Source organism: Chitinophaga sp. XS-30 (assembly GCF_008086345.1).
Taxonomy (GTDB): Bacteria; Bacteroidota; Bacteroidia; order Chitinophagales; family Chitinophagaceae; genus Chitinophaga.
The window spans coordinates 5,861,382-5,885,158 of sequence record NZ_CP043006.1 but is presented as its reverse complement, the minus strand read 5'-3'; the positions used below and the strand labels follow the sequence as shown (position 1 = coordinate 5,885,158).

At 53.4% G+C, this 23,777-nt stretch carries 19 protein-coding genes; 10 read left to right on the top strand and 9 right to left on the bottom strand.

The features are described 5' to 3' along the window. Positions 1-2: 2 nt before the first annotated feature. From FW415_RS23655 to FW415_RS23610, 10 genes are read left to right on the top strand one after another with little or no spacing between them, the layout of a single operon-like run. Positions 3-3,356, top strand: coding sequence for a hypothetical protein (locus FW415_RS23655; protein ID WP_148389572.1), 3,354 nt, complete (start codon positions 3-5; stop codon positions 3,354-3,356). Between the two features lie 3 nt (positions 3,357-3,359). Continuing rightward, a complete protein-coding gene (locus tag FW415_RS23650) occupies positions 3,360-4,967 on the top strand; it encodes a contractile injection system tape measure protein (RefSeq protein WP_148389571.1) in 1,608 nt (535 codons plus the stop codon). 18 nt (positions 4,968-4,985) lie between these two features. After that, a complete protein-coding gene (locus tag FW415_RS23645) occupies positions 4,986-7,259 on the top strand; it encodes a VWA domain-containing protein (protein WP_148389570.1) in 2,274 nt (757 codons plus the stop codon). A 5-nt stretch (positions 7,260-7,264) separates the two neighbouring features. After that, positions 7,265-8,440 carry a hypothetical protein gene (locus FW415_RS23640; protein WP_148389569.1) on the top strand — a complete coding sequence of 392 codons (1,176 nt, stop codon included), beginning with the start codon at positions 7,265-7,267 and terminating at the stop codon, positions 8,438-8,440. 24 nt (positions 8,441-8,464) lie between these two features. Then, on the top strand, positions 8,465-9,673 hold the full coding sequence (locus FW415_RS23635) for a DUF4157 domain-containing protein (RefSeq protein ID WP_148389568.1): 1,209 nt from the start codon (positions 8,465-8,467) through the stop codon (positions 9,671-9,673). Between the two features lie 11 nt (positions 9,674-9,684). Continuing rightward, the gene (locus tag FW415_RS23630) at positions 9,685-11,049 is read left to right on the top strand and encodes an ATP-binding protein (RefSeq protein WP_210420783.1); all 1,365 of its coding nucleotides are present in this window, start codon (positions 9,685-9,687) and stop codon (positions 11,047-11,049) included. 27 nt (positions 11,050-11,076) lie between these two features. Next, the gene (locus FW415_RS23625; protein WP_148389567.1) at positions 11,077-11,751 is read left to right on the top strand and encodes a chitosanase; all 675 of its coding nucleotides are present in this window, start codon (positions 11,077-11,079) and stop codon (positions 11,749-11,751) included. Between the two features lie 14 nt (positions 11,752-11,765). Next, the gene (locus tag FW415_RS23620; RefSeq protein ID WP_210420782.1) at positions 11,766-16,415 is read left to right on the top strand and encodes a DUF4157 domain-containing protein; all 4,650 of its coding nucleotides are present in this window, start codon (positions 11,766-11,768) and stop codon (positions 16,413-16,415) included. A 3-nt stretch (positions 16,416-16,418) separates the two neighbouring features. Further along, positions 16,419-16,961 (top strand): hypothetical protein, encoded by a 543-nt coding sequence (locus FW415_RS23615; RefSeq protein WP_148389566.1) that lies wholly within the window; start codon positions 16,419-16,421, stop codon positions 16,959-16,961. A gap of 42 nt (positions 16,962-17,003) precedes the next feature. Then, positions 17,004-18,884: a M1 family metallopeptidase gene (locus tag FW415_RS23610; RefSeq protein ID WP_148389565.1), complete on the top strand. Its 1,881-nt coding sequence runs from the start codon at positions 17,004-17,006 to the stop codon at positions 18,882-18,884. 143 nt (positions 18,885-19,027) lie between these two features. Here FW415_RS23610 and FW415_RS23605 read toward each other — a convergent pair whose 3' ends face one another. From FW415_RS23605 to FW415_RS23570, 9 genes are all read right to left on the bottom strand, one after another. Beyond that, the gene (locus FW415_RS23605; RefSeq protein ID WP_148389564.1) at positions 19,028-19,588 is read right to left on the bottom strand and encodes a DinB family protein; all 561 of its coding nucleotides are present in this window, start codon (positions 19,586-19,588) and stop codon (positions 19,028-19,030) included. A 27-nt stretch (positions 19,589-19,615) separates the two neighbouring features. Beyond that, positions 19,616-19,825: a hypothetical protein gene (locus tag FW415_RS23600; RefSeq protein ID WP_148389563.1), complete on the bottom strand. Its 210-nt coding sequence runs from the start codon at positions 19,823-19,825 to the stop codon at positions 19,616-19,618. A 43-nt stretch (positions 19,826-19,868) separates the two neighbouring features. Further along, entirely contained in the window at positions 19,869-20,267 is a 399-nt protein-coding gene (locus FW415_RS23595) for a hypothetical protein (RefSeq protein WP_210420781.1), read from the bottom strand. A 95-nt stretch (positions 20,268-20,362) separates the two neighbouring features. Next, the gene (locus FW415_RS23590) at positions 20,363-20,956 is read right to left on the bottom strand and encodes an RNA polymerase sigma factor (protein ID WP_246858847.1); all 594 of its coding nucleotides are present in this window, start codon (positions 20,954-20,956) and stop codon (positions 20,363-20,365) included. A 5-nt stretch (positions 20,957-20,961) separates the two neighbouring features. Beyond that, a complete protein-coding gene (locus FW415_RS25090) occupies positions 20,962-21,105 on the bottom strand; it encodes a hypothetical protein (RefSeq protein WP_168208958.1) in 144 nt (47 codons plus the stop codon). Between the two features lie 39 nt (positions 21,106-21,144). After that, a complete protein-coding gene (rsmG, locus tag FW415_RS23585; protein ID WP_148389562.1) occupies positions 21,145-21,765 on the bottom strand; it encodes a 16S rRNA (guanine(527)-N(7))-methyltransferase RsmG in 621 nt (206 codons plus the stop codon). Positions 21,766-21,769: 4 nt separating this feature from the next. Further along, positions 21,770-22,909, bottom strand: a complete 1,140-nt coding sequence (locus tag FW415_RS23580; RefSeq protein WP_148389561.1) for a glycosyltransferase — start codon at positions 22,907-22,909, stop codon at positions 21,770-21,772. A 77-nt stretch (positions 22,910-22,986) separates the two neighbouring features. Then, positions 22,987-23,313 carry a helix-turn-helix transcriptional regulator gene (locus tag FW415_RS23575; protein WP_210420780.1) on the bottom strand — a complete coding sequence of 109 codons (327 nt, stop codon included), beginning with the start codon at positions 23,311-23,313 and terminating at the stop codon, positions 22,987-22,989. Between the two features lie 169 nt (positions 23,314-23,482). Beyond that, positions 23,483-23,776: a type II toxin-antitoxin system HigB family toxin gene (locus FW415_RS23570; protein ID WP_148389559.1), complete on the bottom strand. Its 294-nt coding sequence runs from the start codon at positions 23,774-23,776 to the stop codon at positions 23,483-23,485. Between the last annotated feature and the right edge of the window lies 1 nt (position 23,777).

Below are 23,777 nucleotides of genomic sequence, written 5' to 3'. Positions count from 1 at the left end.
ACATGAACGACGCAACCCCGATCATTGTTACACCCCCGGCCATGAAAAGCCAGGACTTCTCTTTCCTCCGTGAAGAGGGAATGCAGTTTCTGCGCTCGGTGGCTGCAGAAAGCTGGACGGACCATAACCTCCATGACCCCGGCATCACGCTACTGGAAGCGTTTTGCTATGCCATCACGGAAATGGGCCTCCGCAGCGGAATGGATATGCGGGACCTCATTGCCAGCGATATTTCCGGCCACCAGCAGGAATTATACACCGCCGCCGAAATATTGCCCGTATCACCCATTGCCCTGCGGGATTTCAGGAAAGTGCTCATCGATCATCCGCTGGTGCAGAATGCATGGCTCTTTCCCTTGAGCACGGAACCGCGGGGAAGGCTCAGCATATTGCTGGAATTTGCAGAAAACGATCTGAACAGCAATACCTTCAGCATTATCGTACATCCGCTACCGTTAGGGCAGGACTACAATATCGATCTCGCTTTTCCATACTGGGATGATGCGGATGCCGGCCCTTTTGCGGAAGATGTGACCTTCACCGGTGTAACATTCGACATGAGCTCCGGTAATGAATGGAACCAGATCGAAGGAAGCGATGCATACTTCGCCCGCATCAATGTAAGCTATCAACCTGCCGTTGGCCCTCCCGGTGTGAGGCTGTTGTGGGTAGTGGCCCAGGTGACCACCCCGATGGACAATCCGCTGACGGACCTCCCGTTCATTCTCCCGGAATTAAGTGCCAGGGTAACTTCCATCATCGATAACAGCCCGACCGATCTGGCGCTTGTACATCGTTTCAATAACCGGGTACGCGATGCCAATAATGCCATGCGCGTTGTACGACGGTATCTGAAGGACTACCGGAACCTGTGTGAAGATTTTTTTGATTATAAGGCCGTGCGGCTGCAGGAAGTAGCGGTCTCCGCGATCATCGACGTGAATCCCGGTGTGCTGCTGGAAGATCTGCTGGCCGATATTTTCTTTGCCATCGACCGGTTTATTGCGCCGGTAAATCACCTCAGCAGTCTTAGCGACCTGCTGTCCACCCACGCCCCGGACGCGATCTTCGAAGGCCCGTCAATGGATACCGGTTTTCTGCAGGATGGTGCGCTCAGTACGACTACCCTTCCTGATGTGTTGTACACCTCGGATATATTGCGCCTCATTCTTCAGCAAAGGGATCAGCGGGGGACCGACATCGTGCAGCGCGAGGATGTGAGCGCAAGGAATATCACCGCTGTGCGTAACCTGAGCCTGGCCAATTACCTGGACAACCGTCCCATCACTTCCAACGCCAGGGATTGCCTGCATCTGGTGGAAAGCCAGCGGCATATCCCGAGGCTGAGCCTGACCAAATCCCGCATTACCTTCTTCCGCAGCGGAGCGGAAGCAACATACGATCTGCAGCGCGTAATAGAGCTGGTGCAGGGCAGGAAAGCCGCGGAACTGCTGGAGGAGACCACCATGTTTGAAGATATTCCGCTTCCCGCGGGAGAACAGTTTGCCACAGCGGATTACTATCCCATACAAAATGATCTGCCGCTGGTCTACGGCGTAGGAGAAGCCGGCCTGCCGGAAACAGCCACAGCCGAACGGAAAGCGCTGGCATTGCAATTGAAAGGATACCTGTTCTTTTTCGAACAGCTGACTGCCGGGCTGGCAGGACAGCTATCCAATATCAACGCCTTCTTTTCTGCTGATCCGGACCTGGAACAAACGCTTTTTCCGCAGCCGCTTTACCACCTGCCCGAGATCCAAAAACTGATCCGGCACTTTAACCTGCAATCCGGTAACTGGGAGAATTTCCAGCAGGATGCAGATAATGGCTATGTGACCGCACTGGCACAATCTGCCGAAAGCCGCGAACAGTTCCTTGCACGCCGTAACCGCCTGCTGAATCACCTGCTGGCCGTTTTCGGGGAAGACATGTATGACACTGCCGCACTGGCCTACCATAAAGCATCCATCGTACCGGATAGCATGGGAATGCCGCTGGATGTGCTGCTTGCAAGGCAGGCAGAACAAAGGAACGCCGCTTCCCGGCAAATGATCAGGCGCAAATCCGCATTCCTGCATGATCTGCCGGCGCTTAACCGCGACAGGGCGCAGGCATACGGCAATCTGCTCTGGCGGACGGACAGGCTGCTGCAGATACAGGCAACGCCGGCCGGGTTTACCTGGGCCATCACCGATGCCGGAGGGACTGCATTGCTGCGCGGAGTGACACCTGAAGTGTCAGTAATGGCCTGCCGCAGGCTGGCCGCTGAAGTTTCCTCCCTCGCCACTATCGCGGGAAATTATGATACCATTCCCGCCGGTCCGGACCTGCGGCTGATCATCAAAAGAACGCCGGCGGACACGCAGGCCATTGCCGAGAGCATCGCCACATTTGCTTCACCCGCGCTGGCCGCCACCAGGAGAGACAATACCATACTGGTCATCACCGGGCTGTGGGTCAGCTTTGCATTGACACCCCTGGAAGAAAGATTATATCACATGCTCGGTATCGCCATAAAGGAAAGGAGAACCGTTGTACATGCCACCGCGGATTATTTCGAAGTGTTTGACCAGCCACCCAATCCACCCATCCGCAAACGTTTCAGGATGTGGGAAAGGCCGCTGTTCACCGGCGCGGAATTGCTCACCGGTCAGGTGGATTATACGGCCGCTACAGATCCGCTGGCTATTGCCGCAGCACAGGCCGGTATGCAGACGGTGATCAGTCGCGGTACAGACATCAGCAATTACGAGATCACAAACCCCGCCGCCAATATCTTCCGGGTGCTGCTGCTGGCATCCGATGGTACAGTGCTGGCCCGCGCGCCGCTCGATTATGCCACGCAGGAGCTGGCGAAGGAAGCGTTGCAGCGAATTCTGCAGCACATCTTCCGCCTGTTCAGCATGCAGGGATTTTATCTCATCGAGCATCTGCTGTTATTCCCGGTAACAACCGGCGGTACAGCGCTGAATATGACAGAGACCCCGGATGCTTATTCCTTCCAGATCAGCTTTGTTTTCCCTTCAGGGTACGGCCGGGATTTTTCCGTGCCGGCAAGCCCCCGTGTGCCGGTGCAACCGGAGGGATGGAGAGATCCGGAATTCAGGAAACTGGCGGAGCAACAGGTGCGGAAAGCCTGCCCCGCTCACATTATGCCAAGGATATTGTGGGTTGACAGCGCTTTGCCGGGCACACCGGTTGCAGCAGCCGATGCCAGCTTTACCAACTTTGAAATACAGTATCGCGCGTGGCTGTCCGCTTATCTCGCAGATGAACCGCAGGAACCAGTGATAGCGCCATTGCGCGACCAGCTCGCCCAGGTACTTGTCAATATCTATACAGCACTTGAAAGCTGATAAATGCACACCAAAGGAACACATATCATCCAGCGGCAGGTGTTTGAATTAAGCGCTGCCAGTTCAAAAATGAATTTTGAATGGGATAAGCGCGCCGCGCATTTTTTGCAGGATATCATCAAACCTTGTATAGAAGCCTGTTTTGATGAACTGTCCCCTCAGGCCAGACACCTCGTGATAGACAAACTTGAAATAGACCTCGGTGTTTTTGCTACCGGGGAGTTTGAACGCGAAGGCTACGGCAGGTTGATGGAAACGTTGCGAAAACAATTGCGGGAACTGATGGCAACGCATATGCCGGATGGCATGAATGAACTGCCGGAAGCCTTGTCTGAAACGGCATTGAAAAACAGTGAACATGTTTTTGGTGATCAGCAAAAGAAAAAGCCTTCCGTACAGCACCTTTCTGCATCAATGGCAACGCAGCAGGTGCTGCTGGGCTTTCTCGCCAGCGGCCATTTCCCCTGGTGGCACAAAATGCATGGCCATCCGCAGCATCTGGACGAACATTTCAGCCTCGCCTGGATGGAGACCTTGCAGGAACGGGGAAAGGCGATGCTGAAGGAAATACTGCAAACTTCCGCTGCGGCAAGGATCAGGCTAAGCAATCATTTCAGCGCGGAATGGATAGGCGGTTGCCTGCAACTGCTGGATATGAAGGGAGAGGAAGGAAGACAACAATACCATTTGCTGCAACCCGCAACGGCATCTTTTCCCAGCCTTCAATCCCTGTTCCGCCAGCACTTCTGGCTGATGTGGATGGAGAAGGCCGGCAGTATCAGTTTGCCGGAACTGCTGGAAGCAACGGCCGGCGGCCGGAATGCATTCAGCCGGGAAATGGCGGTAGTTGTGCTGCCCCTGTGCATTGATCATGCAATAATGTCGGCTCATATTGCCTCGCTCAGGGAATACCTGCAACAGCAAACAGCACCCGGCACAACGGAAGCAGCTGATCCCGGAAGCATTGTCGATAAACAGGGTAATATCATCGGCGGCAAAATGCAGAAGGGAAAAAAGGAAGATGATGAAACGCTTGTACAGCAGGTGCTGGCAGGCATCGCGCAACAATCTTTACAACGGAAGAAACCCGGAGAGATACCTGCGGAGGAACATGCCATATTCGTACAGGCGGCAGGTTTAGTGCTGCTGCATCCTTTTCTGGCAGAGCTTTTTCGTGAAACAGGATTACGGGAAGGAGAGGAGTGGTGTACGCCCCAAAGCCCGTTCAGGGCATTACAGTTATTGTCATGGCTGGCCTTCGGCGAAACGGGCCTTCACGAATACCGCCTGGTTTTTCTGAAGATACTGACCGGCATTGATGTGGAAACCCCGGTTCCGGCTGAGGCCCCGCTCACCGACGAAGAAATGACGGCCTGCCGGGAATTGCTGGAAGCCGTGATCAGGCATTGGAATGCTTTGCGCAGCACCAGTCCCGGCGGACTGCAGGAAGGTTTTCTGCAAAGGGAGGGAAAGCTGCTCCCCGCAGGAGATAGCTACCTGTTGCATGTGGAACCGCAGGCACAGGATGTTCTGCTCTCCCGCTTACCCTGGGGATATGCAGTAGTGAAGCTGCCCTGGATGAAACAAATGCTGCATGTTACATGGATTTAAAAAATAAAAACAAATATCATGAAGATCAAAGTCAAATGTTTTCTTCAAAAGATCAGGCCGGCAATATTGTTCCTGATCATCCTTTCTTCCCCGCTGTTGTCCAGGGCGCAGGCCCTGATCAATATCAATGCAGCAGAAGGCCCCTATGCGTTTGACCTGCCTTTTGGTGTGTTGATTCCGCCTGGCACCCCCAGAACGGTCGGTGTGCAGGGCGCCACAGCTACAGTTTTGTGGGACTACGCCTCCAAGCCTTTCGCTGTGCCGGGCTTCGTGGAAACAGCCAGAGGGTTTACCGTGAAAGGACTTACCGTGGAATTGCCCGCGGACCCCGGCGCCCCCATTTCCAGCGCCGCAACCGTGAATATTACCGGTACACCAACGGAAACAGGCACTTTCTCCTTTACACTCATCGTTACAAACGAGGATCTGTCACAAACAAGGAACCGTGAAATTGAAGTGCGCATCAGCAGGGACCTGCAGGTAGCATTGGTGCTGGATCGCTCCGGAAGTATGGGAGCGATGCTCGGTGCTACAACGCGCTGGGAAGCATTGAAAAATGCCGTGGCCAGTTTTGTGAACAAATATCAGGCGCTGAACCGGCCATCCGATCAGCTGACCCTTACGTATTTTGACACGGATGTGGTGCCCGCTTCCGCTTGCTGCAACGGCCTCACAACCGTTACGCCCGCATTGCCCGGCACGGTCACAACCGATCTGCTGGCCAACAATCCCACCGGGCTCACCAATCTCGGCAGAGGCATTGAAGTATCGCAGACAAAACTCTCCGATCCCAACAAAGGCCGCAGCATTCTCGTATTCACAGATGGGCAGCAGAACCAGACCCCGATGGTCAGCAACAACGGACAGAACATCGGCGCCACACCCATCCCCGGCAATGGTGCACCAGGCAATATCAAAATGTTCACTATCGGGCTGCACGCTCCCGGCGCAACGAACCAGATGCTGCAGAATCTTGCCGGGCATACCGGCGGCACATACAACCATACGGAAACAGGCAATGACCTGGATGCCGCATTTGATGCCGCGCTGACATCTATTCTTGCCGGTTCCAGCCCGCAGCTGATCTCCCGTAATATCACGAAGATCAATCCCGGCGGCGGCATGCAGAAGCTGCAGGAATTCCCGCTGAACAACCGCGTGGAAAAACTGCTGCTGGAATTTACATACGACAGGAAATTCGAGATACCACAGCTGGTGCAAACCCTTTATCAGATAAGGGTATTATACAATGGAGCAAACGTTACCTTCAGAGCGAAACCCAGTTTTGCAGGGAATTATACCAACAGCTTGCTGCTCACGTATTCTTTCGGTGGAGATGTGGACGTACCGCTTACTCCGGAAGGGAAATGGGAAGTGTTCATGTCCGATTCCGTGGTAAAGATCAGCCAGGTAAAACTGACCTCGCTGGCGGATGACCACTACTTCCATATGAACAGGACGCTGGGCAACCCTGCTCCCAAAGTGCAGGACCAATATCCCGTGACCATGCAACTCGACTGGCTGGGCCATCCGATCAAGAACGCTACTGTAGATGTGCTGGTACGCAGGCCGGGAGAAGACCTCGGCCACCTGCTCGGCACCAATCCTTTTGTAGCAAAACTTTCCGATGCACAGGATGCAGGATCACCGGGGCAGCAGAAATTCGATCAGCTGCTGGCCAGCGACAGCGTTTTCCGTAATCTGTTGCTAACGAAGTCAGAGAATACATTCCCGCTCACGCACAAGGAAAACGGAAAGTATGAAGGCACATTCAACGGGCTGACCGTATCCGGTACCTACAACCTCCTGTTCCGCATCAAGGCGGTGGATTCCGCTGGCGGTACCATTGAACGTTTTCATGAAGAAAGCTTTTATACCACCTTTGCCGGTGTAGACCCCGCCAAATCCTCCATTACCACCAGTATCGATAATGGCATACTGATCATGACCATCAAACCGGTCACCAAATACAAGGACTACCTGGTGGGCCCGGGCTACGGGGATGCATTCACGGTCAGCAATTCCGCGATCAAGATCGACAAGGTGGTGGATAACCAGGATGGCAGCTACGTGATCACCTTCTCCGGCAGCGTTTCCGAATCTACCACGCTCACATTGGCCGGGCAGGAGGTGCATACCGGAAAGCTGGAAGACGCCGGGAAGTCCGGTTCTTTCATCGATAAAATAAAGGCCTGGCTGGAATCTCTCGGCCTGCCGGCATGGACCATCTGGCTCATCCTCTTGCTGATACTGTTGCTGATCTGGCTGGCTGCCAGGAAAAAGAAGAAATGATCTGAATGGAACAGGCCGTACATAGAAACACAACCGCGGAAAGCAGCTGTCGCCCCAGGAGCGGCAGCTTCTTCCCGCATGTGCATGAAGGAAGCGAAGCTTTCTTCGGCAAGGCTCCGGCGAATGTTGTGCAGCGGACTGTGCATAGCGGGAATGATCATGCCGGCCGTTTTCAGTTCGATGATGCGGCCTGTACACTGAATTATGATCAGAACTGGTTTTACCAGTTCCCGTCTTCCATGAACGCAGCGCAGCAAACGGCATACATGGCCGCCGCGGAAAGCCAGGTGGAGGGCGTCTGGTCGCACAAGCATAAGCTGAAACCCGACAGCCCTTCCTGCCCCTGCCACGCCGCAGGTGTGGATGTGAATGTTGACCTGCATAACTTTAATGAAGCGCGCAATGACCGTCATGGCTATGATGTAAATGTGGAGCATTCGGCAACTTCAGGTTTTACAAACCAGCCTTTGCGCACGGTGACGCTTGCGGACACGCATGATACGCCGGTGAACCTGGGGGCCACAACACAGCAGCGGATAGCGCATGAGTTCGGCCATACACTGGGCATCACCGATGAATACATCGGCTGGGCCGCGATGGGTTTCGGGCATAGCGATACCACATCCATCATGCATTCGGGAGATGACGTCCGCCCCCGTCATTACCAGCCTTTTGCGGACCTCATCAGTAATCAGATCGAGGGATGCCAGTACCACCCGGAAGGATTTTCTTCCCGCGCACTGGTGAACCCGGTCGCGCAGCTTGGCGTTACAGGAGGACTGACCTTGCAGGAAGATCCCGACTTCATCATCGATCTCCGTTTGAGCAGAAGGCTTGGTGATGCGGATATAGCGGGACTGGTCACGCCGCGCCTTGGATTCGAAATGCTGTTCAATACCGGCGATGGCAACTTTATGTTCGGCCCTGCAGTGGACTTCAGCCTTAACCGCCTGGCGCACCCGTTGTATGTGGATATCGGCACCGGCCTGTTGTTTGATCCGGAGGACCCCGGCCGCCCCGCATCCCTGAACATTCCGCTCAGCGCAACAGTAGGCGCAAGATGGAGCGGGTTCAGCGCGGGAATCGGTTATACAGGCCTGATAGATGTACTGGGCAACAGTCCATATACCCATTTGCTCGGCGTTAATTTCCAGTTTGATGTAGAAGGCGGAGGAAGATAGCGATCATGTTTAAAACAGTTTTGTATGCATACCACGAACCTGTTATCGGATAAAATAAAAACCCCGGCGCATACCGGGAGCTTCTTTGGTGCGCATACCATGGTGCAGCCAAAGCTGTCCGTCAATCATCCGGGCGATGCACATGAGCGGGAAGCGGATGCCGTTGCGGACAGGGTGATGCGCATGCCGGAAACAACGGTGCAGAGAAAATGCGCAGCTTGCGAGAAGGAAGAAGAGCAGGCACAACGCAAGCCTTTATCGGACAACCTGACGCCGGTGAGCAGAAAGGCAGGTGATGGCGGCGGCGCCCTGCATCCTTCCGTGGAGCAATCCATTCATGCCCGTAAAGGGCTTGGGCAATCTCTCCCGAAGGACACCAGGAATTTCATGGAGCAACGCATCGGCGCGGATTTCAGCAATGTGCGTGTACATACCGATCCCGGTGCGGTGCAACTGAGCCGGGACCTGAATGCCAAAGCCTTTACTACCGGCAGTGATATCTATTTCAATGACAACCAGTACGCGCCGCATTCCGAGGGCGGTAAACAGCTGCTGGCGCATGAGCTGACGCATGTTGTGCAACAGGGCGCTTCCTCGCATGCCGTGCAGCGGGATTGTCATGATGGCGGCTGCGACAGTTGTGATGGCGGTATCCGTGATTTCTGGGTGACCTTTTATTTCAGAAGGCGCGCTACACGGGCAACCATGCGATGGCTGCGGCAGCAGATCAACGGCGCGAGAACGATCCTGAACAATTGCTGCCTGCGGCTGAAATGCGAGTTTAACTGGACGATGCTGCCCGGCGGCGGGGATTTTACATTCCTGGATGATCATGGCGGCGGTAACTGGAATTATCTCGAAGAAGCGCAGGCGCTGGGCGAAGGCAATACCTTTAACGGGAGCAGGGGCATTCCCATTCTTGTAGTGGATAATGTTGCGGATTCCGGCGGCGGTGTAACGGTAGACAGTCGTTTTGATGCCACCTACACCGGGCGTACCTATGCCGTGATCGCCGCAAATCAGCGGGATAATCCCAATACGAATTGTAATGCGCTGGCGCATGAGCTTTGGCATATTTCAAGCGGAACGGTAGGGCATGATGTGGCGCACGGCACGCTCGCTGCCTGCCAGGGGAATGGCGTAAGCCCTGAATATTGCGCAGGGCTGCGGCAACGGGTAGCGCCGCTGGGAGATTTTCCCATGCCGGCGCGTGATGGAACAGCGGTAGCATAAATAGCAGCATAATGGAAACAACACGGACCAACAGATCGATAAAGCACAATGGCAATGGGCTGACGGACAGCTACCTGGTCACCGCCCTGGATTATTTCAGGGATTTTGTGGCCGGCCGTCTCGCCATGCACCTGCAGAACGAGGCCATGGTATCACAAGGACTCCCGCCCCCGGAGCCGCATGATGAATCGCCATTTGCGCGGTTTGCACGGCATTCCGTGCCTTCACATGAGGAGATGATCGTGCTGCTGGCAACGCTGGCCCCTCACATCATGACCGGTTTCTATGACAACATCATGCAGCAGTTCCTGCCGCAGGGCGGCGAACTGCCGGAGTTTGGCGGTATCAAGGGGCAACATCAACGCGGAACATTGCCCACCGGGGAAACAGCGCTCTTCCTGCTCGCAGGCGCCGATGTACAAAAAAGGCTGTCGCTGTTGACGCTCTTCAGCGATGCCAGTTTTTTATTCCGGCATCGCATCCTGTCGCTGGAGCCCGTGCGTACAGGTGAACCCTTCCTGAGTGGCCGCCTGCTGCTGGATGCAGAATATGCGGAAGTATTCACCACCGGTAAAGTAGGATTGCCCAAAGCCGGCATCAGTTTTCCGGCGGAGCACATCACCACGCAAATGGACTGGGAAGACCTGGTATTGCCGGAGGCCGTATGGCGGCAGGTGCATGAGCTGAAAAGCTGGATCAGCCATCATGATACCCTGATGAAAGAATGGGGTATGGGCAGGAAGCTGAAACCCGGCTACAGGGTACTGTTCTACGGCCCTCCCGGTACCGGCAAAACGCTTACCGCCACCCTGCTGGGGAAATACACCGGCCGCGAAGTATTCAGGGTAGATCTCTCCATGATCATTTCCAAATACATCGGGGAAACGGAAAAAAACCTCGCCTCCCTTTTTGATAAAGCGGAGCATAAGAACTGGATATTGTTCTTCGATGAAGCAGATGCCGTTTTCGGGAAGCGCACCGGTGTAAGGGATGCGCATGACAAATACGCGAACCAGGAGGTTTCCTATCTGCTGCAAAGGATAGAAATGCATGCAGGGCTTACTATTCTGGCATCCAATTTCAGGAATAATATGGACGATGCGTTTATCCGGCGTTTCAGTTCCATCATTTATTTTCCGCCACCACGGCCCGCCGAGCGATTGCTGTTGCTGCAGCAGTCATTCCCCTCCGAGTTGAGGATGCTGCCGGATGTGGATATGGAAGCCATTGCCGCGGCATACGAGCTGACCGGGTCGCATGTGATGAACATCGTACAGTACATCTGCCTGAACGCGCTGGAGCGGAACAACCTGGAAGTGTCCCAGGCGGACATTCTCAAAGGCGTGCGGCGGGAACTGGAGAAAGAAGGAAAATGATCTTTTTACCCCTCAATATATTCTGTTATGATCACTCCCGGCATTAAAACCAAGATCATCCGTATTATCAACGTATTCGAAACCGGCACGCCGGATGGAAAATACGATGCGCTGGTCATATTCCCCGATGGCAGGAATGGCAGCCGCCAGATCACCTATGGTCGCAGCCAGACCACAGAGCAGGGGAACCTGCGTAATCTGCTGGAACGCTATGTGGCCATGAATGGCATGTTTGCCGCCGATTTTATGCCCTATATCCCCAAGGTAGGCGCCGTACCGCTGGTAGACAATAAACCGTTCAAAGACCTCCTGAAGAAAAGCGCCAGAGAAGACCCGCTGATGCGGCAAGCGCAGGACGACACATTCGAGATACTCTATTTTCAGCCGGCGCTGCATTTTTTCAATGCGGAACAGTTCGCATTGCCGTTAAGCCTGCTGGTCATCTATGACAGCTATATCCATTCCGGCTCCATTCCCGCATTCCTGCGTGTACGCTTTCCGGAACGTACGCCATTGCGCGGAGGGGATGAGAAAGCCTGGATAAAGGCATACACGAAAACAAGGCAGCACTGGCTGGCCACACATTCCAGGAAAGTGCTCCATCCCACCGTTTACCGCACCAAAACATTTCTGCGGGAAATGGACAAAGGGAACTGGATGCTGGATGCACCCGTAACAACACAGGGCGTTACTGTCCCATGATCTGAGCAACCGTTTTGAGCAAACAGCCACACACTACCCCGAAACCCGGAACCGCCAGCCCAAAGCATGTTTCCGGAACCACCGCTTCCGTTCCGGATGCCGGGCAGGCTTTCTTTTTTCCGCCCTTCGTGCAGGCAAAGCTTACCGTAAACAATCCCGGCGATCCCTTTGAACGGGAAGCGGACCAGGTGGCTGACACCGTGATGCGCGCACCGGCCGAACCTGTTTTTTTTAAACCCGCCGTGCCACCCATTCAACGGGCCTGCGAACATTGCGAAGCAGAAGACGAAAAATTACAGCGGGAGGAAGAAGGTTCGGACGAAGGCGCCGTGTTCCTGCAGGGTAGCGGGGATGGGGAACCGGTGGTAAGCAACGCCGCATCCGCTGCCATTACACAAGGCAAAGGGAAAGGCGCATCGCTTTCCGGTGATACCAAAGATTTTATGGAAAGCCGTTTCGGCCGCAGCTTTGAGGACGTGCGGCTGCATACGGACGGAGAAGCGGCAAGGCTCTCCTCGGGCCTGAATGCACAGGCTTTCACCCACGGCAGCGATATCTATTTCAATGCCGGCAAATTCGATCCCGGCTCTTCCGGAGGCCGCCATCTGCTGGCACACGAGCTGACGCATGTGGTGCAGCAGAACGGCAATAACATCCAGCGCATTCAACGGGCGCCCGAACCGCCGGACCAGGAAACCTCCCTTCAGGTGTGGAAGAATGCTGTGATCATGGAGCACACCTACAAAATGGTGTGGGTAGACCATCTTTATCCCGGTACGCTGGTATCCGGATTCATAAAAGTCGAATTGCTCAATATTCCGGCGGATGTAGCCGCGGAATTCCTGCCGCCGAACGTACCCGGCAGTCCGCAAAGCGACCAGGGCGGTATCAGTATCAGGGGGCCGGAAGAAGGGTTTGTCATAGAAGGAGAACCGATACCCGAGCAGCCGGATTACTATGAAGAAAAGGGATGGACAGGTACTCCGCCAAAGGAAGGCGAAACCGAAGGCCCCATCGGACAACCATCCGCTCCCACCGCAAAAGGGAAAGGCATCGTGCTGAGGGTCAACCGCAGGATATCCATCGTTACCCGCAACAAGGTACGCGCAAACGTCGTCATGATCGCAGATACCGATCTGCCAAAATCTTTCAGCATTTCAAAGCTGGGTGTACATGCCATTCTGCAGGAAGTACTCAACCACCCGGTCGCCAATTCATCGATCTCTTTCCTCTTCAATCATACTTATCCCGGGCAGGACCCCGACAGCGCCGATCCTATCCACGATCAGAAAGTTACTGCGCTTAACGACCTCATCGGTAAATATGCACCCGAGCTGGTGGGCCTCGATATTCCGCCGGCCCAGCAATACAGCGCCGCTATCCGCCTGATGCTCGCCCATGTGCCTTATGCCGCCATTGCATTGCAGGACAATAGCAGGAAACTGAAAGACAAGGAAACAAAGACCCTCGAAGAAGCAGAGACCCACGTCCGCAATAACCTGCGCAAACGCGATGGCATAACGGTTCAATCTCCCGACGGGAAATATCACACCTACGAGTTGACACAGATGGACCTGTTCAATATCGTCAATGAACTGCGGCTGAACGATCAGGACAGCAGGGATATGGACTGGCGGGCGATCCCCAACAAGGTGAAAGCGGAAAAGATATTCCTGAACGGCAAGGAAGTGCCTTTGCAGGATGTGGTGGATAACCTCTATTACGTAGATCCTGACGCGGCAGCCAGGGGCAGAAGAGGCGCTCCCCGGGGAGAAGCGATCATTTACCGGATGGCGAACAGCGGGTTCTATGCGCGCAAGCCGCTCCCGCATGATGAGGCCATGCAGCTGTGGAATGAAATAGACGACAAAGTGGAATTCCCCGAAAGGCTCAAAGACATCGTGAAAGTGCCGGACGGCACCTTTGTGGCGCTGTATGTAAAAGGCACCGGCGAGTACCATACCATCAACGCGGAGTACATTGAAGGGAAGCAGAAGTACATGAAGAACCTGGATTATTACGACCGGGATGTTACCGTCAAATCCGCCACAGCGCCATCCAGCGACCCGGGCGCCACACCGCTGATGCATCACATTTATCACTCCCCCGGCGGCTTGAAAATACTGCAGTACATAGAAGCGCAGCTGGACAAAGGTGTGGTGAACGATACGGATTTCCGGGATACGGCAAAGGACCGGAAACATCTGCAAAGCTCGCTCCGCCTGATCGTGATGAACAAACTGCTGAACGCCGGCAATCACCTCGCACTGGATATCATCACACAGGCGCATGCCGGGCTTTCCACCCTCGAAAATGATGAAGATGCCTTCCGCTCCCTCATCATCCGCTTCCCCGAAATGAGCGCGAAAGACCAGACCGAAACACTGACGATGCTGGGCGTAGAAGAGGCGAAGAAGGAATATTTCCGCAAGGTGCTGGCGGATAAAGAAACTGCATACCAGATCGCCTTTGGCCTGCAGGTGAAAACAGTGGGCATGGAGCCCCTCCGCTCCGGCCTCAAAACAGTTACCAAAGAATTGTCCACCGCCAAAGACCAGATCAGCAAAGGCCAGCTGGATGCTTTGCTGATAGACGGCGATTTCGGGAATGTGATCAGGGAACAGATCTACAGGCAATTCGGGTTTACCGCACTGAAAGCAGAAACTTTCCCCCATAACGATCAGACTTCCGGCATCTTCCCGACCGCTCTCTCCGGCACGGCTACCGACTATTCCGGTTTGTATGAACAGATCTATGCCAACTCCGTAGCCCATAGCGCCAATGCGGGTACGGTGATGGCCATTGCAGCCATTACGGCCATGGCGCTTGTTACGGCGGCGATCGTGATCGTTTCCGGCGGCATTGGCGCAGGGGTGGCAGCGGTTTTCTTCACGGAAGGAACGGCGGCTTTTGTGGGTACTTCCATTGCCGTTTCCGCATTGTCGATGACCGTGATGGGCGAGGCTTTCAGCCAGGCGCTGGGCGCGGCGGGCATTGGGCCGGGCGGGGCATTGGGCAGCGGCAAGGATTACTATGGCGCAGGGGAATTGGGACTGACCTTCCTGGAGAACCTGGCCATGGCCGGCATCTTCAGTGGCATAGGCCGCGTGATGAAGAACGCCGGGGCCGTTTGGCGGATATCTGCTACGGGCGGCGCTTTCATCGGCTATAGCCTGGCCCGCCGCGTGGTCACCGGCCAGGGATTGCCGGAAGGTAAAGAGATACCGCTGTTCATCTATGAGCAACTGATCACACTGGCAGCCATTGAAGCCGGCGGCGTACTGGCCAGAGGCCTTACCCAGTCCATGTACACCAAAGGGCTTTCCGTTCGGGTGGGCATCATCAACAAAAAGATCACCACACTGAGAACGGATATTACGGCCTCGCAAAGGAGCCTCGCGGAAATCATGGCGAAGGATATGCCCAACAGCCGTAAACTGAAGCACATCGGCGAACAGCGCCGGCTGCTCGAAAAATATATTTCCATTCTCGGGGAAGTAAAAGAAGCGAAAGATCTGAAAGAGGTGCAGTATGACCGTGATGTGGATTACGAGATCAAACTGGCCGAAGCTGCGCTGGAAAAGATCAAACTGATGGAATTCCAGCAGAAGGTCGGCTTCCGCCAGAACGAGTTCGCAGGTGACAAGGTAGCCTACAAGCCCGGCAGCAATGCCGTAAAAGATATTACCGACTACTACGGGAAAGATAATGTGACCGGGCCGGACCAGGATGGGATGCTGAAAGTAAAGACCCCGGATGGCAGAGAGCTTACCTTCTACCCGGAAACAAAAGAGAAACAGGTCAACCGCTCCATTCTCGAAAGACCGCCCGTAAAACTGGACCCCGGCGTGCCGCACTCCATAGAAGTGAGTTGGACGAATATCGATGCGATTCCCGGCCTCATCATTCATAAAGGTTCCAAAGCGGTCAGCTCGGCAAAGGATTTCTGGAACGAGACCGGTCCCAATATGTACGACCAGGTATATGCCGGCGAATACTATATCAAATACGATACGACCCAGGGCCGCCTCTTGCTGGGTGATGCCCAGTCCGGCCGCATTCTCGGGTTCTATCTCGATGAAGGCCGCCTCTATCCCGGTCCATATACCAAAACACTGGTAAATGACCCGATGAAGGATATGGGACCTGCCGTGGAAAAACTGCAACGCTACTTCGGCCTGAAAGACCCGAACGTACCACTCGCCGGTACATTCTCCAGCAAGGCAAGCATTGTGGCGCATCCGGACAAGACCACCACCATCCTCGGCTCTTTCACCATGAAGGACGGTAAAAAGCAGTACACAGACATGCCGCAGCTGTTCGATAACTTCGGTAATCTCAAGAATGCGGATTTCGGTGCGCGCAAAGGCGGGTTCAATGTGCTGAACGTAGGCGAAGGGTTCTATGAACCGGGCTCTTTCTTTGATAAATATAACCGCCCCTGGCTCGAAGAAGCGATCCGCCGGGACGATATATTCTACGTAGCCACGGATCCCACGCGGGAGATATTTATATTTGAGCGGGACAAGCGGACGGGAGACTGGGTGTATCTTGATCCTCCGGCCAATACCATACGCAAACGTACCGGTTTTGGCAAGGAAGTGCAGATACTCGAACAAAACGGTTATACTTACGATCCGGCAACAAAAACGTATAAAAAATAACACATGCGCAGAGGTTATGCTTCATTTCCGGACGATGTGAGGGTTATCTGGCGGGATATCATCCAGCGCTATCATTTTACCGTATTGGAGGAAGATGAGGAAGGCGTTGTATTGGAGAACGCACATACGGAGGTTGCGCTCACCATGCTGGACGATACCCTAAATGCCTCCCTGAAGGCCGGCGACCACTACATCAATGTAAAGGAATGGGTTTTTATGGCGGACAAAGCCGCATACGCAAACTGGGACAGGCAGATGCAGCAGGCCGTACAAGGGCTGCCAAGGGAAGCCTTTTTTCAGGCGTACCTCCGGCAATTGAAGGCGCTGACAGAAAAATATTTCTCCGCATTGATGGGGCAAGGCATCATCCCGCAGCATGAAAGCTATGAACGGATGGTCCGGGACCGGAAAAAAGCGGAAGATAACCATAGTCGTGCCTGGAAAGCATTGCAGAGCCTTGATCTGCAGCATCCCATCCGCCAGAAATACCTGCACGATGACCCCTCCTGGGTGGATGATATGATCCGTCTGATGGATGGAAATTAGCCGGTAAATTCACTATTTTCGCCCTTTACCAATGATCTGAATATGAGAAAATCAATATTCCCGGCCATGCTGTTGCTGCTGGGAGCAACAGTTGCAACCGCCCAGCCGGACCGCTGGCAGCAACGGGTAAAGTACAAGATGGATATCCGCATGGATGTGCAGGCGCACCGCTTTACGGGCACACAACGGCTGGAATACACGAATAATTCGCCGGACACCCTGTTCCGGGTGTACTATCACTTATACTGGAATGCCTTTCAGCCGGGCAGTATGATGGATGTGCGCAGCCAGGAGCTGGGAAAAATAGCCTTGGGAAGAGACGCAAAAGGAAATATGCGGTACGACTGGGACGCCCGTGTCAGGGACCGCATTTCAGCACTGCAGCCGGACGAGATCGGTTATCAGAAGATCAGCTCCCTGAAAATGGATGGCCGCCAGCAGGCATACCGCACGGAGGAAACGATCCTCGTTGTGGAGCTGGACCGGCCCATTCTGCCCAGGAGCAGGGTGGTGTTCGATATGGCATTTGAAGCGCAGGTGCCGCAGCAGATCCGTCGCAGCGGCCGCAACAACAAGGAAGGTATTGACTACTCCATGGCGCAATGGTATCCCAAGCTTTGTGAATATGACCGTGAGGGCTGGCATCCCACCCCTTACATTGCCCGCGAGTTCTACGGCGTCTGGGGGGATTTTGACGTGAGTATTACCATCGATAAAAAATATGTGCTGGCCGGTACCGGTTATCTGCAAAACCCGAATACCATCGGCTACGGCTATGAACAGGATGGCGCCAAAGTAGTCCGCCCACAGGGCAGCACCCTCACCTGGCGCTTCCTCGCGCCCAACGTACATGATTTCGTATGGGCCGCGGACCCGGATTACAAACACATCAAAAAACAGATAGACGGCTTCACGGCACATTTCTTCTACCAGGAAAATGATACCACCAGGCAAACCTGGCCGCAGCTGGCGGAAATGATCCCCGCAGCTTACGACTACATCAAAAAACACTTCGGTCCCTATCCTTACAAACAATATTCCTTCATCCAGGGTGGCGATGGCGGCATGGAATATCCCATGGCCACGCTCATCATGGGTAACGGCAATATGCGCGGTCTATACGGCGTATCCATTCATGAATGGATGCACAGCTGGTACCAGGGCATGCTGGCTACAAACGAAAGCCTCTACCCCTGGATGGATGAAGGCTTCACCACATTTGCAGAAGACAATACGATCGGCAATACGGTGGATTCTCTGAAAGGCCAATGGCATCTGGCAAAAGCCTACAACTCGTATTTCTCGCTGGTCAGAAGCGGGTATGAGGAACCCATGAGCACGCATGCGGACCACTACAGCACCAACTACGCATACGGCACCAGCTCCTATTCCAAAGGCGCCGTATTCCTCGAACAGCTGGGGTACGTGATCGGTGTGAAACAACGGGATGCGGGACTGTTGCGGTATTACCGCGACTGGCGTTTCAAACATCCCGATGCGCATGATTTCATCCGGGTAATGGAAAAGGAAAGCGGCTTGCAGCTGGATTGGTACCTGCAATACATGATGAACACCACCAAGCATATCGATTATTCGCTGGACAGCGTTTACCAGAACGACAACGGCAAAGCGGTGGTACGGCTGCGCAGGACGGGAGAATTTCCCATGCCGGTAGACCTGGTGGTGGAACTGGGCAACGGCAGCAAGGAAATGCATTACATCCCGCTGACGCTCATGTTCGGCGGCAAACAGCAGGAAGACCCCTCCATGAAATTTGTGGTGCATGACGGCTGGAAGTGGACGCATCCAACGTACACGGTTACACTGGATATTCCCCTGTCTGAACTGAAAAGTGTGGAGATAGATCCCGGCAAGCGAATGGCGGATATCAACCGGGGGGATAACAGGGCGGAGAGCCGGTAGGCTTTGCACGTATTTCCCGGATAAACTGAGGGCGTTTTGTGATCATATCAGCAAAACGCCCTCAGTTTTTTTGACCGGATGGGGGAATCAGCGACTGCCATGATGATGAGCGCCTTTGCGGTGTTTTTGCGGGGGCTACTGCATCAGGACAATGCCCTTTCCAGCTGCACTGCCCAGGGCAGGTCTTTCTGCTCCCGTTGCTGAAGGAGCTGCAGATGATGCTGATTGTGGCAGGCGGTGAAATACAGCAGCTCACGGATGGTCAGTTTGCCCGTCAGGGGATGGGATACCTGGTATTTATCCAGGTCATTTTCCGCCCATTGACCGAGCTGCAACAGCAGGCGGTCTTTCTGCTGATGGAACTGTAGCTGCAGTACGTGGCGTTGTGCGGCCGATGTTACCGGCGGAATATAAGGCCGGGTTGTGGCACGCCCTTTCTCCAGCGCGAGTTTGTACATATCTTCAACCTGTTCGTAAGAACGGGAGGGGAGGGCCGGTTTGCCGAAGAAACGAAGGAATATGCGGGGGAACCCCAGGACGGTATTGACGGGTTTTACGCTGCGGATGAGATGGTCCAGCTGCTGCCCTGCGGACCATTTTCCTTCAGGGGAGACCATGAAACGGTGATCTGAGAGGGTATCGGTGAAATTGGTGAAGCCGGTAAAGCTTTCAACCAGGATAGATTTGATGGTTGTTTTGTTCATAAGGTTTTTCAGTTGGAAGGTGAAAGGTCATTCGAGCACTTCGCAATGGAACCCCTGTTGTTTTACAAAGCTGATGATGAGGTGTTCATCCACTTTCATATCTACGACGCGCAGTACTTTGTCGCAATCTTCAATATCCACATTGCAGGAGCTTACGTCAAAGTTATTGCAAATTGCCCTGATAACAAGGTTCCGTTCATGGTAGGTGCCGATATTGGTTTTGAATATGCCGATCATTGCACTTGGGTTTGGGTAAAGCATAAAGTCAGGTTGCAAAAGGTTAAATTTTAGGCTGTTCTCCTTCCTTTTTATCGTCTGTGAGTTCTTCTTCCCCGGGGGATTTCCATCCCCAGCGTCCGCCAACGCAACGGGAAAAATGGTCTTTCATGCGTTCTTTTTCTTCCGGGGTCATATCGCTCATTCTGGACTCCCAGTGTTGCCGCCATTTTTTCTTTTTTTCCGCCCATCCGCCTTCTTTGTGCTTGTGGGGGAAGCCGAGCAGCAGCTTGCAGAGCAGCAGCAGTCCAAGCGCCTGCCAGAAAGTGATCACCGGCCCGGCGAAAAGCTCGGGTACCAGCCAGTTCCAAAGCATCATGGTGCCGAAGCCCAGGATGAAGGCGAATAGCGCCACCATCATAAGGATGCCAAAGACTTTCCAGACAATACGTTTCTTTTTCATCTGTTATTATTTATTTTTTTCGGGTCAGATGGGATTTGCATCTCATCTGTTCATGTTTATTTTTTCGGGTCAGATGGGATTCGCATCTCATCGTTTTAATTGTTCAACAGGTCCTGGTACATTTGCGAGAGCCTTTCCCGGAGGAAGAGCACGGCGTAGCGTTTGCGGGAGAGCAGGGTATTTACCGGTATGCCGGTTTCCGCTGCGATCTCTTTAAAGGAGCGCCCTTCCACTTCGTGCTGCAGGAACACATAACGTTGATTTTCCGGGAGTTCTTCCGTGGCTTCCATGATGGCTTCAGCCATGATCTTCCGCACCAGCGGCTCGTCCGCCTGGGCCGAGGTGTCCGGCAGGATGTCGGCCAGATACAGGGGACCGTCACCTTCCGCGGAATGCATGACCGTGTCCGAGAACCGGTCTTCCCGTTTTTTGCGGAACCAGTCAGTGATACGGTTGCGTGTCACGGCAAAGAGCCAGCCGGTAAGCGAGTCGATATCCGTGCCCAGGCGAAGATACTGGGTGAACTGGAACAGTACATCCTGGAGGATGTCTTCCGCATCGGCCACATTATCCACCCGTTTCCGGATGAAATGGAGGAGCCGTTTGCGTTCCTTTTCCACCGTCTGCCTGATGCGTTCGTTTTGTTCCGCTGCTGCCATGGATTTTTGTATGGAAAGCCACTCGTTCATCTTAATTAGGTAGACGAACCAGTGATGAGCATATTGTAAAGTTGCGGGATATTTTTGGCGAAACCGCGTTTTTTGCCGCTAAAAACCTCAGCCTCAACAGGAATGGCATATAAAGCCCGCATGACCATTACAATCACCGAAGGCTTCATCTGACCCGTAAAGCGTATATGGACAAATGAAAGTACGGGTTATTTTACGGCTACAACAAACTTCTCCTGGAAGTATTCTTCCGGAAATATCTTATGGATATTCACCATCCGGGGGCGGCATCCGCTCTCGGATATCTCCAGGTCCAGGTCGCCGCCTTTGAGGCAGATCAACCCGGATGGCCGGTCTGCCGGAGCGCCTTTTTTGAGCAGGGGCTTGCTCCAGTGCCAGAGGTCTTTCAGTGGGGCAACAGCACGGGAAACCACCAGGTCGAATTTACGGTTCCTGATCTCCTCTGCACGGGAATGCGCTGTGGTCACGTTCCCCAGGTTCAGTCCTTCGGCAACCGCCTCCACCACTTTGATCTTTTTGCCGATGGAGTCCACCAGGTGGAACTGTACTTCAGGGAAGAAGATAGCCAGCGGAATACCGGGGAACCCTCCGCCCGTGCCCAGGTCCAGCACCTGCAGGCCGTCCGGCAGTTCCGTTACCGCGGCTATCGCCAGGGAATGCAGCACATGTTTCTCATACAGGGCGTCGATATCCTTGCGGGATATGACATTGATCTTGTCGTTCCATTCCCGGTACAGCGGTTCGAGCGACCGGAACTGGTCCAGCTGCTTCGGTGTAAAATCGCTGAAATATTTTAGTAAAACCTCCATTGCTTTATTTCCACTTGCTCCTTCCTTTGTTGAAGAACAATGCGGGCGTGAAGATAATATAATATAAGAACATGAGGATATCCATCAGCCCGCTGTACCAGAACAGGTCCTTCTCGTCCAGCTTCCTGAGCGCCAGGAAGGTGATCGCGGACTGTATCAGTATCTTGCCGCCGAGGATGTACAGGGTGAGCATCAGCATGGGCGGATAGAACAGCGCTGCCACCAGCGCCGGATAGAACAGGAAATGGGAAAGGGAAAAGAGGCCCAGCAGCAGTTTATGCCCGAACTTGTAATGTTTGCCGGTAGACATGTGGCGGGTCTTTTGGGCGAACCAGTATTTCCAGCGCGTCTTCGGCTCCGAGTAGGTAAAGGCCAGCTTGTTGATGACCACGCCCACATTGCCGCCGTTGGCCGCCCGGTTCACGAACAGGTCGTCATCCCCCGAAGCCAGGTTCTGGTGCGCCGTGAATCCCTTATGCCGGAAGAACAGCTCCTTGCGGTAAGCCAGGTTCCGTCCCACACCCATGTAGGGAATGCCGGACATGGCGAAGGACAGGTATTGCAGTGCGGAAAAATACGTCTCATACCGGATCACCTTGTTCAGAAAGCCGGGCCGCTTGTAATACGGACCATAACCCAGCACGATCTCCCTGCCGTTCTCGAAGCCCTGGGACATCATGGACAGCCAGTAAATGCTGCCCGGCTTGCAATCCGCATCCGTCAGCACCACAGTATCGTACTGCGCCCCTTTGATCCCGATGGACAAAGGATATTTCTTGCCGGGGATGAACTGCGCCGGCTGCTTGATCTCGATATGCCGGTAGTGGGAATACCCCTTTTCAATAGAGGCTAGGTAATATTTGGAGTCATCCTCCGAATTGTCATTCACCACGATCACTTCATAAGAAGGCTGCTGCTGATGATGATAACGCTGCTGCAAAACCGTCGGCAGGTTTTTGGGAAGACTGCGTTCCTCGTTCTTCGCGCAAATGACAACGGAAAGCTGTTCTTCGGGAGGATGTTCCTCTTCGAACTTCCGGTTATAGAAAGCCACTCTTGAAAAGAAGAACAGGTAATAAAGCGTCTGTATGCCCGCAGCTGCGGCGAAACAGTAAAAAACGATAGTCCCCAGGTTATCTGACATAAGGGACAAAAATATATGTTTTTAAATATCTATGTAAGGTTGTGGAAAAATTAATGCCTGTATCAAAAATGAGCGGGTTAAATATGGTCCAGGATGAATTTTGGGTCAATTTTCAGTTTTATATAGATTATTTTCAGAAATTCAATATCCGGATTTCTTTTCTTATTCAGAATTTGAGAAAACTTGGACGCAGCAATCCCGAGGAAAACAGCCATTTCCTTTTGATTCATTTTCATTTCGAACATTTTCAGCTCCAGCATGCCTAAAAGCGTTTGCGGTTTGGGTAAGGAATAATGTTCATCTTCAAATTTTTTAACGGCATCGATGAATTTCTGTAATTCTTTGATATCGGCGTTGGTTAAATTGCTTTCACCCTTCTTCATCAGCCTGTCGATCTGATGCATGACCGTGTCATATTCTTTCACGGAAGAAATGAAAAGCCGGGAACCTTTTATTTTTGTTTGCATAACATTAACGATTTATGTACACGTCACCCATGTACAAATAGGGCCCGGTGGTTATAAGGTCAGGCCGGGAATACCTCCACTCAATGTCTAATATTATATACTCAAGCTACAATCGTTCTATTTTTAATCTGTCATAGTCGGCATGCGTTCCTATCCACCGGATAAAAACTGTCCGCACACTGAAAATGATCCTCGCGATCAGACGATACCTGTTTCCTCTTATATCGAAAACATAAAGATCGTTACCTACATAATCAACGCTGTTAAAGGTTTCTTTTACATCGCTAAAACGGCTCCAGTCTGCTTCACATGTTTTTCTAAACCATGCCAATAAAGCGTCTGATGATTCCGGTTGGTCTTCTGAAAAGTCGCTGAGCGCTTTTCTACTTATTATTACCATT